The organism is Nostoc sp. LEGE 06077, assembly GCF_015207705.1.
GTDB lineage: Bacteria > Cyanobacteriota > Cyanobacteriia > Cyanobacteriales > Nostocaceae > Nostoc_B.
In genome coordinates this window covers 1-17541 of record NZ_JADEWI010000010.1, presented here as the reverse complement: position 1 = coordinate 17541, position 17541 = coordinate 1, and the positions used below count along the sequence as shown (strand labels likewise).

At 41.8% G+C, this 17541-nt stretch carries 13 protein-coding genes and 1 pseudogene; 6 read left to right on the top strand and 8 right to left on the bottom strand.

Annotated elements, in window-relative coordinates:
• Positions 1-39: 39 nt before the first annotated feature.
• Positions 40-1509 carry an aldehyde dehydrogenase family protein gene (locus IQ244_RS09475; RefSeq protein ID WP_193892649.1) on the top strand — a complete coding sequence of 490 codons (1470 nt, stop codon included), beginning with the start codon at positions 40-42 and terminating at the stop codon, positions 1507-1509.
• Between the two features lie 11 nt (positions 1510-1520).
• Here IQ244_RS09475 and mazG read toward each other — a convergent pair whose 3' ends face one another.
• From mazG to hisC, 3 genes are all read right to left on the bottom strand, one after another.
• Positions 1521-2345, bottom strand: a complete 825-nt coding sequence (gene mazG, locus IQ244_RS09470) for a nucleoside triphosphate pyrophosphohydrolase (RefSeq protein WP_193892646.1) — start codon at positions 2343-2345, stop codon at positions 1521-1523.
• Positions 2346-2778: 433 nt separating this feature from the next.
• Positions 2779-3519, bottom strand: coding sequence for a class I SAM-dependent methyltransferase (locus IQ244_RS09465; RefSeq protein ID WP_193892643.1), 741 nt, complete (start codon positions 3517-3519; stop codon positions 2779-2781).
• Between the two features lie 141 nt (positions 3520-3660).
• Entirely contained in the window at positions 3661-4710 is a 1050-nt protein-coding gene (gene hisC / locus IQ244_RS09460) for a histidinol-phosphate transaminase (RefSeq protein WP_193892640.1), read from the bottom strand.
• A 101-nt stretch (positions 4711-4811) separates the two neighbouring features.
• Between hisC and IQ244_RS09455 the strand changes: the two genes are divergently transcribed.
• Positions 4812-5000, top strand: a complete 189-nt coding sequence (locus IQ244_RS09455) for a hypothetical protein (RefSeq protein ID WP_193892637.1) — start codon at positions 4812-4814, stop codon at positions 4998-5000.
• Between the two features lie 388 nt (positions 5001-5388).
• Positions 5389-8130, top strand: a complete 2742-nt coding sequence (locus tag IQ244_RS09450; RefSeq protein WP_228058827.1) for a CHAT domain-containing tetratricopeptide repeat protein — start codon at positions 5389-5391, stop codon at positions 8128-8130.
• A gap of 215 nt (positions 8131-8345) precedes the next feature.
• On the opposite strand, the gene IQ244_RS09445 is transcribed toward IQ244_RS09450, so the two are convergent.
• The 3 genes from IQ244_RS09445 to IQ244_RS09435 all read right to left on the bottom strand — a co-directional run bounded on the left by IQ244_RS09445 (position 8346) and on the right by IQ244_RS09435 (position 12188).
• On the bottom strand, positions 8346-9092 hold the full coding sequence (locus IQ244_RS09445) for a creatininase family protein (protein WP_193892632.1): 747 nt from the start codon (positions 9090-9092) through the stop codon (positions 8346-8348).
• A gap of 283 nt (positions 9093-9375) precedes the next feature.
• Positions 9376-10659, bottom strand: coding sequence for a dihydroorotase (locus tag IQ244_RS09440; protein WP_193892629.1), 1284 nt, complete (start codon positions 10657-10659; stop codon positions 9376-9378).
• 179 nt (positions 10660-10838) lie between these two features.
• Positions 10839-12188: a histidine phosphatase family protein gene (locus tag IQ244_RS09435; RefSeq protein ID WP_193892627.1), complete on the bottom strand. Its 1350-nt coding sequence runs from the start codon at positions 12186-12188 to the stop codon at positions 10839-10841.
• 284 nt (positions 12189-12472) lie between these two features.
• Here IQ244_RS09435 and IQ244_RS09430 point away from each other — a divergent pair, with 284 nt between their 5' ends.
• Positions 12473-13042 carry a DUF3611 family protein gene (locus IQ244_RS09430; RefSeq protein ID WP_193892625.1) on the top strand — a complete coding sequence of 190 codons (570 nt, stop codon included), beginning with the start codon at positions 12473-12475 and terminating at the stop codon, positions 13040-13042.
• A 302-nt stretch (positions 13043-13344) separates the two neighbouring features.
• Positions 13345-15261 carry an ATP-binding protein gene (locus IQ244_RS09425; RefSeq protein WP_193892624.1) on the top strand — a complete coding sequence of 639 codons (1917 nt, stop codon included), beginning with the start codon at positions 13345-13347 and terminating at the stop codon, positions 15259-15261.
• 28 nt (positions 15262-15289) lie between these two features.
• Here IQ244_RS09425 and IQ244_RS09420 read toward each other — a convergent pair whose 3' ends face one another.
• Positions 15290-15967 (bottom strand): response regulator, encoded by a 678-nt coding sequence (locus IQ244_RS09420; RefSeq protein ID WP_193892622.1) that lies wholly within the window; start codon positions 15965-15967, stop codon positions 15290-15292.
• A gap of 68 nt (positions 15968-16035) precedes the next feature.
• On the bottom strand, positions 16036-16992 hold the full coding sequence (gene era / locus IQ244_RS09415; RefSeq protein ID WP_193892620.1) for a GTPase Era: 957 nt from the start codon (positions 16990-16992) through the stop codon (positions 16036-16038).
• A gap of 330 nt (positions 16993-17322) precedes the next feature.
• On the opposite strand from era, the pseudogene IQ244_RS09410 reads away from it, so the two are divergent.
• Positions 17323-17541, top strand: a pseudogene (locus tag IQ244_RS09410) (IS701 family transposase); the annotation flags it as partial.

Sequence of the window (17541 nt, the reverse complement as noted above, 5' to 3'; positions counted from 1 at the left end):
TTTAAGCTAATTTTTCTCCCAAAGCTGAAGGAGGGCCTGATGGTTACAACGACAGAACCGAAGCAACAGGTCAAAATCGGCCCAACCAAACTGCTGATTAATAATGAGTGGGTAGATAGTGTCAGCGGTAGTCGATTTGCAACGATTAATCCCAGTACAGGTGAAATTATCTGCGAAGTTGCAGAAGCCAATGCAGCCGATGTCGATAAAGCAGTGCAAGCAGCGCTTAACGCCTTTAACCGTGGGGAATGGCGTAATATGTCTGCAACCCGTCGCGGCGAATTGCTCTACAAGTTAGCCGACTTAATTGAGCAAAATATTGACGAGTTAGCGCGACTGGAAACCCTGGATAACGGCAAACCATTACAAAATTCTTTAGGAGATTTGGGTTTAGTTATTGCCTGCTATCGCTACTATGCAGGTTGGGCTGATAAAGTCCAAGGTAAAACTATCCCCATTAATGGGTCTTACTTTTGCTACACCCGCCATGAGCCTGTGGGGGTAGTTGGGCAAATTATCCCGTGGAATTTCCCCTTGTTAATGCAGGCGTGGAAGTTAGCCCCAGCTTTGGCAACGGGTAATACTGTGGTGATGAAAACGGCTGAACAAACGCCTTTATCTGCTTTGCGGGTGGGAGAGTTAATTATTGAGGCTGGTTTTCCGGCTGGGGTGGTGAATCTTTTATCAGGATATGGCCCAACGGCTGGGGCAGCGATCGCAAATCACATGGATATCGACAAAGTTGCTTTCACAGGTTCTACGGAAGTGGGACACCTGATTATGGAAGCGGCTGCTAAAAGTAATCTCAAGCGTGTCACTTTAGAACTTGGTGGTAAGAGTCCGAATATAGTATTTGCCGACGCAGATATGGATGCGGCGATCGCAGGTTCTCATGAAGCCTTATTCTTTAACCAAGGTCAATGCTGTTGTGCTGGTTCGCGGTTGTTCGTCGAAGAAAAATGCTACGACGAATTTGTGGCTAGAAGCGTTGAAAGAGCCAGAAATAGAGTTGTTGGCGATCCCTTTGATTCTAAGACAGACCAAGGGCCGCAGGTAGACCAAGAACAATTTAACAAAGTCATGGGTTATATCGAATCTGGGATGCGGGAAGGCGCTCAGATGCTTTGTGGTGGCAAGCAAGTAGGCGATCACGGTTACTTCATTGCCCCGACAATTTTTGCTGATGTGCGTGATGACATGAAAATTGCCCAAGAAGAAATCTTTGGCCCAGTCATGAGCATCATTAAATTCAAGGATATTCACGAAGTCATTGAACGGGCAAACAACACCATGTACGGACTCGCCGCTGCTGTGTGGACTCAAGATATTACCAAAGCCCATGCGATCGCCAACAATCTTCGTGCAGGTACAGTCTGGGTAAATTGCTACGATGTGTTCGATGCTGCTGCGCCCTTTGGTGGCTTCAAGCAATCAGGTATCGGCCGCGAACTAGGTGAATATGGCTTGCAACAATATACCGAAGTTAAGACTGTTACCATCAAACTGTAACCTAGTATGTATCAAAGCTCTTGGGCAAGTTGGGCTTTTGCCTGTTGCCAGAGCATTTCTAACTCATCCAAACTGTAATCAGAGAGGGGGCGGTCAACCACTGCCTCCATTTTTTGTAATCTCTGCACAAACCGCTGATTTGTCCCCTGCAAAGCGGCGCTAGGGTCAAGATTATACCAACGGGCTAACTGAATCACCGCAAATAATAAATCGCCTAACTCTGCTTGTTGGCGTTCTGGTGTTTCCTCTGCCAAAGCTTGCTGGAATTCGCCTAATTCTTCGTGAAACTTAGTCCACACGCCATCAATATTTTCCCATTCAAAGCCCACCGCCGCTGCTTTGTGAGAAATTTTCATTGCCGCCATCAATGGGGGAAGAGTGCGTCCATAACGGCTGAGTTTGGCACTGAGTTGGTGCTTTGCGGGAGTTGCTTCGCCTTTCTCCGCCGCTTTAATTTGTTCCCAGTTTTGTCGCACCTCATCGATATTCTGTACAGACACATCACCAAAAACATGGGGATGGCGGCGAATGAGTTTTTGAGAAATACCTTGCGCGACTTCTTTGAGAGAAAATTGTTGTGATTCCCTGGCGATTTGGGCTTGTAAAACAACTTGTAAGAGTAAATCGCCTAATTCTTCAGAAATTGCGCCTTGATCACCACTTTTAATCGCATCCACCACTTCATAAGCTTCTTCAATTACGTAGGGTATTAGGGTTTCGGGCGTTTGTACCAAATCCCAAGGACAACCCCCATCAGGCGATCGCAATTTTGCCACAACATCAATTAATTCTTGCAGTGCTGTTAATGTTTCAGCATGATTGTGATTGATTTCCATAATTCGCCCACCTCAATACTTCTTTACCTTAAGCAAAGCACGATAAGTATTCAACCAAAAGCGATATTACGCGATGTGCAACTTATTTTTTCAACCCCTCTCCAAACCTCTCCCCTGGAAAGCTATCCATTAGTCACATCTTTCTTAACAAAGCTGAAAGCTATTTCTAGAGGTAATTTCACGGTGATGATGCCTAGCAGATATTGACAAATAAAGAAAGTCTGGGCATGAGATGGAATAGTATTTGCCTACCTAAAAGTGCGGTTCATTTTTCTAATGGGTTTGCTCTAGTCCATCTAACCAACGTTGGCTTTCTTTCGCTTGTGTTTGTCTTTGAAGGCGTTTTTTGGCTATTCCCAATTCTTCTATATCTCTTGTCCAAACTTGTTTGCTAATGTTGAATGTACTTTTGATCCTCAGCTTTGCCTCTGGTCTAATTAGAAAATGGTTTACGGGCGATAAACGCTACATTACCTTTTGGCAAATAGTAACTGCCATAATTACGAGTTGTTTGCACACGAAAGCCAATTTGTCGCAAATCTGTGGCTATTTGCGTTGCTCTGTATAATCGCACATGATGTATTTCGTCATCGCGCTTGTAGTATTCTCCGACTTTGCGGAAAGTAATAATTTTGCGGGTTAAAATGTTTTGCGATCGCAATTCTTCTTTCTCAACCAATACAACCCAATCCTTTCCTTCCGTATAATTTTTAGTTTTATTTCCGATGGCGATTTGTCCCGCTTCCACAATATCAAAAATGAAGGCACCACCAGGAATTAAAGCTTGATAGATGCGCTGGAATAGCTGAATTAGTGTTTTGCGGTTGTTGTCAGAATCAAACAAGTAACTTAAGCATTCACCAATGGAAGTGACAGCTTGACATAGGGGAATTTCAACTTTAAATAGTGAACCAACTTGAAACTTTGCTTGGGGTACTCTTTTTTGGGCGATCGCAATTAACGATTCAGAAATATCAACTCCCAATACCTGATAATTAGACTTGATAAGTTCTTTTGCCCATAATCCACTACCACAACCCAAGTCCACCACTAAACCTGAGTTAATTTTATTCTGCGCTAGAATTTCCAGAATACCGGGAGCCGATTTGAGCGCATAATCACGAAAACCATCATCATGGATAAAGGCGAGGTCTTCTTTATACCATTCACTCATATAGCGACCTGAGGAGCAGCAATTTATTTTATCGCAGAAGGCAGAAGGCAGAAGGCAGGAGGCAAAACTATTACTGTTCCTAGCATTCACGCTCATCATATGTCCTAACCTATGCGACTACAAATATATCTAAATTCTTGATTAGAGTAATGCCTTGATGGCATTTACTAACACTTGATTTTGCTCATCTGTACCAATAGTGATGCGGAGTTTATCTACCAGTCCTGGATGGGGGAAGTAGCGGATGAGAATTTGTTGTTCCTTGAGCTTTTGGTAGAGATATTTAGCGTTTCCTTGTGGCGGTTGGACTAGTAAAAAGTTGGTGTGAGAATCCCAAACCTGGAAACCTAATTGTCTGAATTCTGCGGTGAGTTGAGTTCGTGATGCTTTAATTTTGGCTACACAAGCGTTTTTATAAGCTTGGTCAATGATAGCGGCTGTGGCAACTGTACAGGCGATCGCATCAATATTATAACTATCCTTGACCTTAAACAATCCCTGCAACAACTTGGGATTCGCTACACCAAAGCCCAAGCGCAAACCCGCTAAGGAGTAACCTTTCGATAAGGTGCGGATAATCATCACATTCTCATATTCCTTGACCAAAGCCAAAGCATCGGCTTCAGCAAAATCTACGTAAGCTTCATCAACTACTAACACCCCAGATAACTGACTGGCTAATTTTTCTAAATCTTCGATAGGTACAACATGACCAGAAGGACTGTTAGGTGAAGCAATGAATGTGACAGCACCATTCACAGCAATTAATTCTGCTACTGGTAACTTGTAGTCTTCCGTGTAATGAATTTCGACAATATCTGCTGACTGCATTTCTGTAAGTGTACGGTACAGAACATAAGTTGGTGTTGGATAAACTACCTTGCGCCCTGGTTCTGTACAAGCTCGTATGACAACATTTAAAATTTCATCACTGCCATTACCAACAATAATCCAATCACTGGGTACTCCTAAAACCTGACTTGCAGCTTGACGAAACTGGTCGCCAAATGGTTCAGGGTAACGTCGCAACCACTCACCGTCAATATTTTGGAGTGCAGCTAAAGCATTTGGTGAGGGAGGGTAAGGATTTTCGTTACTGTTGAGTTTAATAACTTGAGTACCGCGTTTCGGCTGTTCACCAGGGACGTAACTAGCCATTGCATCAACATTGGCGCGGAAGAAATTGGTCATAGCTGCGAAAAAGGCGACAGGGAAGAAACGAGTAGACAAATATTTTAGCTTGTGGATGAGTATCGCAGCTAGATTAATGAGTATTTTTTACTCGCGGACGAGTGTTTGATACTCGCGGACAAGTGTTTGATATTCGCGGACGAGTGTTTGATATTCGCGGACGAGTGTTTGATATTCGCGAACGAGTGTTTGATATTCGCGAACGAGTGTTTGATATTCGCGGACGAGTGTTTGATATTCGCGGACGAGTGTTTGATATTCGCGAACGAGTGTTTGATACTCGCGAATGAGTCTTTGATATTCGTGAATGAGTCTTTGATATTCGTGAATGAGTCTTTGATACTCGCGAACGAGTGTTTGATATTCACGGACGAGTCTTTAATACTCGTGATATTGTAGCGTTTCCTAATCTGCTGAGGTAATTAATACATTGCTAATAAAATTAGGCAAAACTCTGCGCCCCTCGGCGGTTCGATAAATTAATGATGATAATTGCCGCAATTTTCTATTTGTTTTTGGGAATTCTAACTCTATAAAAATCTCAAACTGCAAAGCCAACAAGGAACTTTTATGAACAAATTGAAGCAATGTAAATCACTACAATGGCAATTTATTCTATTTGTAGTCGGTCGCAGTATTCTGTTCAGCAGCATTATATTATTATTTTCACCATTCAGTATGGCAATAACTGGGCAGCGTTCAGGACATACTGCACAGTTGAAACAAACAAAACCAGCAGATACAACTGCGGCTGATGAAACTTATCAAAAAGCCAAGCAACTATATGAGCAAGGAACAGGAGAATCTTTAAGGCAGGCAATTAAACTTTTTGAGCAAGCGCTTGTAGTATATCGTAAAGTAGGCGATCGCCAATCACAAGCCTTTACTGTTGCTCACCTTGGCAAAATTTACTCAGATTTAGGACAACAGCCAAAAGCACTAGATTATTTAAATCAAGCCTTAGTCCTCCGGCGACAAATTGGAGATCAAAAAGGTGAAAGTATCACCCTCAACAACATTGGTAATGTTTATTCAAATACCGGCGAACTCCAAAAAGCAATAGAGTATTTTCAACGAGCTTTATTACTCAAACAAAAAATGGGAGATAGAGCCGGAGAAGCGATAACTATTAACAATATTGGTAATGTCTACTTAGATTTAGGTGAACAGCAAAAAGCCCTAGATTATTTTGAACAATCTCTTGCTCTCAGGCGACAGGTAGCAGACAAACCAGGTGAAGCTCGCACTCTCAACAACATTGGCAAAGTCTACTCCGATTTAGGAGAACAACAAAAAGCTTTAGAGTATTTCCAGCAATCCTTGCCTTTATATCAACAAACAAAAGATAAGTCATCAGAAGCTAGTACCCTCAACAACATCGGAACAATTTACTTAATGACTGGAGAACAACAAAAGGCGCTAGATTATTTTCAGAAATCCCTGGTTCTCAGGCGAGATGTAGGAGATAAATTAGGCGAAGCTCGGACTATTAACAACATTGGCAGAGTTTTCTTAGATTTAAAAGACCAACAAAAAGCCCTAAATTATTTCCAGCAATCCTTACCTTTATTCCAAGCTGTAGAAAATAAATTAGGGATAGCAGCTAACTTTAGTAACATTGGCTATATCTATTTAGGTTCAGGAGAACAGCAAAGAGCATTAGATTATTTTCAGCAATCTCTACCTTTATATAAACTAGTCGGAAACAGAGACGGAGAAGCTTTAGCTTTGTATAACATCGCCACTGTGCAACGTAATCAAGGAAATTTGAATGCAGCCCTGACTAATATCAAAACAGTTATCAGCATTGTTGAAGACCAACGTACCAAAATTAATTCTCAAGAACTGCGAACTTCGTATTTTGCTACAGTCCAAAACTATTATCAGTTCTACATTGATTTGCTCATGCAGTTGCACAAACAGCAACCATCCAGAGGATATGACGCTTTAGCACTGCAAACCAGTGAACGCGCTCGCGCCCGCAGTCTATTGGAACTCCTGAGTGAAGCTAACGCGGATATTCGCCAAGGTGTAGAACCGAAATTAATTTCTCAACAACAAAACTTACAAAAACAACTTGATAATTTAGAAAAACGTCGCATCCAAATATTAAGTAGAAATCCTACCGAAGCACAGGTACAAGCTTTAGAAACAGAAAGCGAAACACTTTTAGAACAATATCAGCAAATCCAAGCCAAGATTCGCGCCACTAGTCCTAATTATGCAGCCCTCACTCAACTGCAACCCCTTTCACTAACACAAATTCAGCAGCAAGTACTGGATGATGACACTTTACTTTTAGAATATTCTCTAGGAGAAAAGCGCAGTTATCTTTGGCTAGTTAGCAATAAAAACATTACTAGTTACGAACTTCCCAAACGCGCAGATATTGAAGCGGCTGTACAAAACTTTCGTCAAGCCATCACCAGCCCATATCTGAAACCCAACTCATCTATTAATGCTCTATCTCAGTTAATACTTTCACCAGTAGCCACTCAACTGCAAAATAAACGTTTAGTAATTGTCAGCGATGGTGCTTTACAGTATGTCCCATTTGCCGCATTAACTAAACCCAATGTCAAAGAAACCAGCACTTATGAACCATTATTGCTGAACCACGAAATTATTACTTTACCTTCAGCATCTACAGTAGCCATCCTTCGGCGTGAATACAAACAACGTCAACCAGCAGCTAAAACATTAGTTGTGTTAGCAGATCCCATCTTTAGCCAAGATGATGAACGTCTCCAAGGTAAAAGCCAAACGTCTACCCTAGTTGCTTCCGAAAATAATTTAAACAGTCTGGCTTTAACCAGAGCGGCTAGAGACGCAGACATCAGTTTTGAGCGTTTAACTTTTACACGCCAAGAAGCAGCACAAATATTAGCTCTTGTTCCAGCTAACAAAGCCAAACAAGCTGTTGATTTTACTGCTAGTCGTACCACCGCCACTAGTAATGAGTTGAGTCAATATAGCATCGTGCATTTTGCCACGCATGGCATTATCAACAGCAAACATCCAGAATTATCAGGCATTGTATTGTCATTATTTGATCAGTCAGGAAAACCGCAAAATGGTTTTTTGCGTCTGCACGATGTTTTCAACCTCAAACTGCAAGCAGAACTAGTCGTACTCAGTGCTTGCCAAACCGGACTAGGTGAAGAAGTCAAAGGAGAAGGATTAGTAGGACTAACTAGAGGATTTATGTATGCTGGGAGTCCACGCGTTGTAGTCAGTTTGTGGAGTGTAGATGACCAAGCGACATCAGAATTGATGAAAACATTTTACGAGAAAATGCTCAAAACAAAATTAAAACCTGCGGCGGCATTGCGAGCAGCACAACTAGAAATTTGGCGCACTCAAAAATATACTGCACCTTATTATTGGGCGGCTTTCACTTTACAAGGTGAGTGGAAGTAAAAGTAATTCGTACGACAGATGTCAAAAACCCCTCTCCAAACCTCTCCCCCACGGTGGGAGAGGCTTTGAAACCTTTATTTTTTCGTTCCAAACTAGAAAGATTTTTGCCCCTCTCCGCCTCGGAGCGAAAAGTTTGCGCGTCCGGGTTTCCCGGCGCAAAACTTTTCAAGACAGAGGGGTTGGGGAGAGGTTCATCGAACTTACAGGAGACGACATTAACCTGCGTTCAGAAATTGCAAATATCCATTACTAAGTTCTTTCACCGCCAAGTCATAAAACTGCTTACCGTGTTCTGGTGTTGCTAAAGCAGGATTTGAACCCATCCGCCCATCTGGGTAACGGTTGCGAAAGTCAGCTGCACTATAAATGTTGTGTCCACGCGCAACTTCTGGTGAAAGGGATGCTTGCTTAATTGCTTCTGGATAAACAAATTGAGTTACAGCTACTTCACTGGGGGTAGCATGAGAACCTTCTTGATCACCGTATAATTCTTTAGCCAACTCGTATACAGATTTGCACATAAACCAATTGGCTACTTGACATTGCACCTGATGAGCATGAGGAATTTGCAAATCTTCCAGGTAAGCGTAAGTTTCCGAGAAAGCGGCTTTGAGTGTAGCAATGTTACCGCCGTGGCCGTTGATAAAGTAGAACTTGCTAAAACCAACTTTGACTAAACTACTTACATAATCTCGCACCACTTGAATCATCGTGCTAGGACGCAGACTAATCGAGCCGGGAAAAGCTGTATGGTGTAACGCCATCCCCACATTGATTGTAGGGCCAACGATCGCCCCAGTTGCTTCACCCACACCACGAGCGATCGCTTCTGCACAAATAGCATCAGTACCAATTAACCCCGTCGGCCCGTGTTGTTCTGTAGAACCAATCGGAAAAATCATCCCCTTAGACTGCTCTAGGTAAGCTTCAACTTCTTGCCAAGTACTCAAGTGCAGTAACATTTTTAATCTACGTCCTCATGAAAATTGCTGTGGAAAGCCAATTTTTCTGCTTTGTAATTAACTCACCACTAACTCGACTTTAGCCAAATTCAGCATTTTCAACTGTAGTACTTGTCCTGACTTTTCACCTTATGTGGAAAAACGAACACTAAACCTAACCCCCTTCCCTACCAGGGAAGGGGGAAAATTAAAGCCTCTCTCCTTGCAGGGGAGAGGAATGGAAGTGGGGTTTTCTAGCTCCTGTGAAAAGTCAGGTACTTGTCAGGCGATCGCACAAACTAAGCTAACACCAAGTTTGCAAAACACGACCTTGTAATTCTTTGCCCAACCAAGGTGTATTACTTGAAAGTGTATATAGATTTTTCCTTTCAACTTTCCAAGTTTGTGCGGGGTCAAATAAAGTTAATTCAGCTTTTTGATTAGCAGTCAATGTACTTAATTTCTGTCCCAAACATTTTGCGGGATTGGCGCTTAATGCTTGCCATAATTCTAAAGCTGTAAATTCTCCAGTTGCGACCAGATTTTGCCACAACAAAGGCAATGCTAATTCAAAACCAATTGCCCCGGTTGGTGCTTCGGCAAAGGCTTGGACTTTTTCTTCATAAGTATAAGCTGCATGGTCGATGGCGATCGCATCAATTACCCCAGTGCGAACACCTGTACGCAAAGCCTGCACATCACTAGGATTACCTAAAGGCGGGTCTAAATGCAAACTAGTGTCGTAACTTTGAATAGCTGTAGTATCTAATAATAAGTGCATCCAAGTAGTGCTGGCGGTGATGGGTAAACCAGCAGCCTTAGCTGCTGCTATTAATTCCACACTCCGCGCCGTGGAAACACGCATAATATGAACGTGAGGATTACCAGTAGCCGCAACTAATTCTAACAAAGCAGCGATCGCCGTTGTTTCCGCACTGGCGGGGACTGGTGGTAAACCAAAACGCAGTGCATTTGCCCCTTCACGCATGACACCATTAGAGGTAAGCTGGCGATCGCAAGGCCAAAAAGCCACAGGTTTATTCAACGGCTGCACATATTCCAGCACTCGCCGCACCAAACCCAAATTATCCAACGGATGACTATCAGTAAAACCAACAACTCCCGCAGCCGCCAAATCAGCCAATTCCGTCATCTGCTTTCCCGCCACATCTAAGGTAATTGCACCCCAAATATTCAGCAGGGGAGCCAGGGAGCCGGGGAGCCGGGGAGAAGTGCTTTTCTGCTTTTGCAACTGCGCCACCAGCGCCGGATGATCAATAGAGGGAGAAGTATCAGGTAAAATTCCAATTCTCGTAAAGCCGCCAGCAGTAGCAGCTTGCAACAGCGAAGACAAAGTTTCTCGTTCTTCAAACCCTGGTTCGCCAGAGTGACTATATAAATCTACCAACCCAGTTCCCAGAACTAATCCTCGACAGTCTCTAACTAGAATCTCCGCATTAACATCAGAAATTTGTGCCGCTACAGCTTGAATATTACCATCAACAATCAGGACATCTGCTATTTGGTCAGTGCCAGAAACCGGATCAATTACTCGTACTTGTTGTAAAAGTTCAGTCATAAAAATCATAAGTTAGGAGTGACGAGTCAGGAGTTATCGCAGGTGACAGCTAACAGGATTAAAACCCTTGTGGTGTCTAATATTTATCATCTGTTAATGTCCCAAACTATGCTTTGATTGCTAATATTTAGGCTTTACTTTCACACTTAACTTAATTCCTCACATTTTACTCGTCACTCCTCCCTGTTTTATAATGCTCCAGCTGCGGTTTTATCGAGAACACCACCACCTAAATGAGCCGTAATATTCATTGCTTGTAAAACAGGAAAACCATTTAATCCGTTGGGATAGTCAATCACGCTCACTGCACCATTACCTTGACGGAAATTCCAGAAATTTTCGGCTGTTAAACCCAGAATATGACAAAGCAAAGTTTTATTAGTCGCATCATGCGCCACTACTAATCCAGTTTTCAGCTGATTATCTAATGCGGTTTGCACAATAGATTGCCAAGCCACAACACTACGTTCCCAAACTTGTTGTAAATTTTCTCCTTCTGGCATTTGTACCTCAGCGGGGATAGTCCGCCAACGGTGCAGTTCGCCAGGAAATTCTTGTTCAATTTCTGCTTCTAATTTCCCTTCCCAAAGACCATGACTAATTTCTCTTAAACCATCTTGCAGTTCTAACTGAATGCTGGGATGTTGATGCAATATAATTTCCGCTGTTTCTTTTGGACGTTGCATCGAACTACTAACAGCAAAGTCAATAGCTACATCTTGGAGAAATTCACCAGCTTTTTGGGCTTGATTCCTCCCATTGTCATTCAACGGAACATCAATTTGTCCTTGAAATCTGGTTTGACGGTTCCACTCTGTTTCGCCGTGACGCACCAACAACAACCGTACTCCCTGGTGACTAGGACGCAAGGATGGTAAATTCTCTCCCATGTGTTGCGTCTGATTCATCGATTCTAATTGGACTGGTTCATCCAATCCGCCAGCAAAATTCAGTACAGTGACAGCACAGTTAGATTGCTGGATGGCATGATAACGGCTGGGAGGAATGCCCAGTGCTGTGCTAATTAAGGCACGATTAATCCCGTTATGTCCGACTATGAGAATGGTTTTACCTTGATGTTGCGGCAAAATTCCTTGCCAAAATTGCTTTGCTTGTTCGTACAAAGCCAGAACTGGAAAATGCTCTCTAGTTCCCTCGACATTATTAAGCAGCATAACCAATTCGTGAGGATGTTCGTGCCAAATCCGATAGTCTTCAGCAAACTTCTGCTCCACATCAGCAGTTAGCATTCTCTCCCACAAAGGCAAATCGATTTCCAATAATTTATCGGAAGTCTGAACAGCAGTAGACTCTGGATTATTGACTAACTCGCTGTGAATAATCTCTGCTGTGAGTTTGGCTCTTTGCAGAGGACTGCAATAAATCGCATTAAACGCAATATTACTGAGGGCTTTGCCTACTTTACTGGCATCTCGACGACCTTTTTCTGTTAACGTTGACGCATCAGTGCGTCCTTGAATACGCCGTTCAGCGTTGTAACTACTTTGACCGTGACGCACAATGATGACACGAGTCATCGGCTTTGCCCTCCTCTATCTAAAGGATTAATTTTACTCTAAAGTGTTTGCAGAATAATCTATTTAGATAGATTGGGTACTTATATAAGAATACAGAATTTTGGAGTCAGAATTCAGCTTAAGAATAAGCTCTCTACCTAGCGTTGAGACACAAATGCTGTACTTAATTCATCCTGGAGGGAGTTTGCACGTTCTGTCTGTGGGTAGGGGTATTTGATGATCTAGCCAAAATATGCTGGAGATAGAGGGCGGGTTCCCAGAAATTCCCACAGATGGAAATTAATATGCAAACAGAAACAGAAGCAAGAACTTTAGCACCATCGCTTCAGGCAATTGGCAATACTATTCACTGGACAGGCTGGATTACTTTCTGGTTACAACTAGGACTTGCTGTAGTTTCTGGTATAGCTGTATTGTTTGCTTCAACTGGACGTGGCTTTGCAGACCAACCAAATGCAGGTCTAGGAGTTGGGATATTTTGGGCAGTCTGCGGAATTGTCGCTCTATTATTTAGCGTGTACTGGGATTTTCGGTATACTCGCCTTGGTAAAAGATTAGAAAATCCTAATCACGCTTTACACCCCAGTAAGGCAGATACGATCGCCGCTATCAGATTAGGCATTATAGTCAGTTTAATCGGTATATTATTAACTCTTTTAGGTGCTGGCTCAACTTTAGGAGTTTTGGTAGCAAAATCAATTTCCCAACCGCCAGGGGTAGCAATTACAGACCCCAACAAAATTATTCGGGCGTTGGATGTATTTGTCGCAGTGGCAAATATTAATGGGATTACGGCTCACTTTGTCGGTGTTGTGGCTTCTTTGTGGCTGTGGGAGAGGGTGCATAATCACTAAAATAGCGCACTGATTTATTTTTAGGACTTACGCAAAAAAACGGAAAATTAAGTTTTAGAGCAGGGTGTAGGTATTCAAAACCCTTACACCCAATCCCCACAGACAATTTTGGTGCATAAGTCCAGATTTCCTTACACCCTGATTACTGAGCATAGCGAAAGTATTTAAGTATACTCATAAGCTTTTGTGGGTAAATCCTTATAAATAAGGAATTGGGAGTAGTGTATTTAAACGCATCTTGGGCATACTAAATAAAAACTTAGGCAATCTTTTGTGCTACTCATGACTAATTTGGTGATGAGATGCCTAGAAGAAAGTCAGTACTTGCAGGATTTAGCAAGATGGCGTTTTTCCACTTTGTTCCGCAAAAATCTTCTCAGACTTTTCTGTGGAGTATTCTCAACACCATTACAGATCCAATCTTTGTTAAAGACAGACAACACAGGTGGGTGTTCGTCAATGATGCTTTCTGTCAGCTAATCGGATATGAACAAGCAACACTAATTGGGAAGTCTGACTATGATTTCTTCTATAAAACAGAAGCGGATATTTTTTGGGAGAGAGATGAATTTGTATTCACCACAGGCTTAACTGATGAAAATGAGGAATTAATCACAAATTGCCAAGGCGAAACCCACATCATATATACAAAGAAAAGCCTATTATCCGACGAGGAGGGTAATTCATTTCTAGTGGGTTCAGTTCGCATGATTGCTTCCAAAGATAAAATTGAAACTACTTTGCTGCGTGAGACAATCAATAAGTTAGAACAAGAAATTTATGAACGCCAAGAAACAGAGAAGCGTTTTCGCAGACATAGTAATTCTCTACAGCAACTTGTGCAAAGTGAAAAGCTCCAACATGATGATTTTCAAATTGCCATTCAATATATAACAGAAGTGGCTAGTTTAGGTCTTGATGTGGCGCGGGTTAGTGTTTGGTTATATACAGAAAAAAGTTTAGGAATTCAATGTTTTGACTTATATGAACAGGAGAAAAATTGCCACAGTGATGGTTTAGAATTATTTGTCTGCGACTTCCCTAAGTATTTTCAAGCTCTCAAAGAAGAACAAATAATTGCTGTTGCTGATGTATATACTGATCCTCGTACTTCAGAATTTTCGACAACTTATACAACTCCTCTGGGAATTGGGGCGATGCTTGATGCGAGAATTTGGTCTAGAGGGGAAGTAATTGGTGTAGTTTGTTGTGAACATTTGGGAACTCAGCGTCAGTGGACATTAGAAGAAGAAAGTTTTATTGGCTCGATTACTGACTTTGTGCGGCTGGTAATTGAATCACGCGATCGCAAAAATGCCGAAGCAGCACTGAGACAACAAACTCAACAACTAGAGGAGACACTCAAGGAATTACAACGTACTCAAACCCAAATGATCCAAAGTGAAAAAATGTCTTCTTTGGGACAATTAGTAGCTGGTGTAGCTCATGAAATTAATAATCCAGTTAACTTTATTTATGGTAATATCACCCCAGCAAATAATTACATTCATGACTTACTTAACCTAATTAATCTCTATCAAGAACACTATCCCTATCCTGTGGATGTAATTCGAGAAGAAATTACGGCGATAGACTTAGAATTTTTAATGACAGATTTGCCTAAGTTATTATCTTCGATGAAAATAGGAGCCGATCGCATCAGGCAAATTGTTCTGTCTCTCCGAAATTTCTCTCGCCTTGATGAAGCTGAATATAAAGCCGTTGATATTCATGAAGGCATTGATAGTACATTATTAATTCTCGAAAATCGTCTCAAAGCAAAACCTGATTATCCAGGTATTAAAATCATTAAGGAATATGGAAAATTACCTTTAATTGAGTGCTATGCTGGTCAACTCAATCAAGTATTTATGAATATTTTAACTAATGCGATAGATACCTTAGAAGAAAGAGATGAACAACGTACACCACAGGAAATTCAAGCATCTCCTAGCAAAATTCGCATTAGCACAGAAATAGTCAATCCCAATCAGATTGCGATTAAAATTACTGACAATGGGTTAGGGATACCAGAAGATATCAAACAACGCATTTTTGACCCATTCTTCACCACAAAACCAATTGGTAAAGGTACTGGTATGGGGATGTCCATTAGTTATCAAATTGTGACCGAAAATCATCATGGAACTATTGACTGTATCTCATTTCCCGGCGATGGTACGGAATTTGTGATTATCATTCCTTTAAGACAGCCATGAGTTGTGAGAGAAGTTTGGCAGTTTTTCACTATACTAAACCCGATCGCAGTGCAACTACAGCAGCTTGAACGCGATCGTCAACTGCTAGTTTGTTCATAATCCCGCGGACATGGGTTTTGACGGTGTTGGGACTGAGATAAAGTCTTTCGGCGATTTCTGGGTTACTCAAACCGTCTACCATCAGTTTTAAAACTTCTAACTCTCTTGTTGATAAGTTAGCAGTGTTTCCCGGCGTTGTCGGGGGTTTGAGGTTGTCAATTACTCGTCTGGCGATTTGCGGATCTAAATAAGTCGCACCATCAACAGCAGCTGCGATCGCCTTTAACAATCTTTCTACACTCGCACCTTTGATACAATAAGCATCTGCACCACTTGATAATGCCGCAATCACTTCAGTCTCGGTGGTGTGAGATGTCAGCATCACGACATGAGTATCTGGTAATGCGGCTTTAATTTGCTGCGTAGCGGCTATTCCATCCAGACGCGGTAAACCAATATCCATAACTACCAAATCTGGTTTTAATTTTAAGGCGGCTTGCACGCCTAAATAACCATCTTCTGCTTGACCGACAATTTCTAACTGGGGTTGCGCCATCAATGACTGTTCTAGTCCCAGTTGCATCATCGGGTCATCTTCCACAATCAATACCCGTAACACAGGTGTATCAGTTGGCAGATTTAAGGGATGGCTAGAATTGGTAGACATTTTTTCTATAGTCCAGAGTCAAGGGTCAAGAGTCAAAAGCGGTGGGACTTTTGACTCTTGACTTTTCTCTATTCTTCCACGCGATAGCCAAACTCTGCCAAATTTAGCCGAGACTGTCGCCATTTTGGCTGGACTTTGACGAAAAGTTCCAGGTATACTTTGCCAGAGATGAGTTTTTGAATTTGTTCACGGGCTTCACTGCCAATGGCTTTGAGCATTGAGCCACCTTTACCAATTAAAATACCTTTTTGCGAATCTCGTTCGACGTGAATGGTGGCGAGAACACGGGTAATAGTTGCGGTTTCTTCGACTTTATCAATGGCGATCGCCACAGAATGCGGTACTTCTTCACGGGTTAATAACAAAATTTGTTCCCGAATTAATTCGCCCATAATAAACCGTTCTGGTTGGTCTGTTACCAAGTCAGGCGGATAGTATAAGGGGCCAGTTTCTAAATTATCAATGAGTAATTGTTGCAGTTCGGGCAATCCTATAGCCGTCTTGGCGGAAAATTTCACTGTCGGCCATTGATTAGCTGCACCTAACTGCTGATAACTTTCATCGATAAACTGGGAATTCCCTGGTTGCTGATCGGTTTTATTCAGTCCCAAAATTACGGGTGTTTGGCTGTGAGTCAGTAACTCCGCAATGTAGCGATCGCCTGCGCCACAAGCTGCTGTACTATCGACTACAAACAGCACCACATCTACTGATTCAATGGCCAGTTTGGCATTCCGCACTAAGACTTCCCCCAATTGATGATGGGGTTTATGAATTCCCGGTGTATCGACGAAAATTATCTGTGCTTCTGGTGTTGTTAAAATTCCCCGCAAACGGTTACGTGTAGTTTGTGCTACTGGTGAGGTAATAGCAACTTTTTGACCTACTAATTGATTCATTAAAGTAGATTTACCGACATTTGGACGACCAATAATGCCGATAAACCCCGATTTGTATTCAGGAGGAGCTTGAGGAATTAATACTTCTCCTGAAAAAGAGAAGACGTGATTATCAATACTAGTCACCTTTTACTCCACCTTCATATTTTATAGATGAGATAAGTTAGTTCTGGGTTCAAACGCACAACAAACATATATTCACCCTGGAATTTTCGGGGTTTGTCATTGTTTCAGTTTAATCTACTACTAGAGATATTTGGCTACAAATATCTCAAACATAAGATATTGAGATCTAACAAACATCATGTTATCTCTCTTCCATACAGTTGTGTTACATTAAAGCGGAGACTGTAATTTTTATGACAATCTTCTTTTATTCTTATCCCTCTTCTGCCACTTTCCGGGTATTCTTAATAAAAGGATTAAAAGAAAAAACCTCTTCAGGTAAGCAGGGCAATGGATGTAGAATTACAAATCCTGAAACATTTGGCTAGAGACGCCCACCCAACAGTTGCGATCGTAGATGAATATTGTGCAGAGTATCAAGATATATTTAAAGAAGTGAGAAATTATGAGTGTTTCAAATATTTGCACTTAGGAATAATCTCGCCAATCAAAAGAAAATCATTACCAGAGATAGCTAAAGTAGTAAGTATAAACGCAGCACAGTCATTA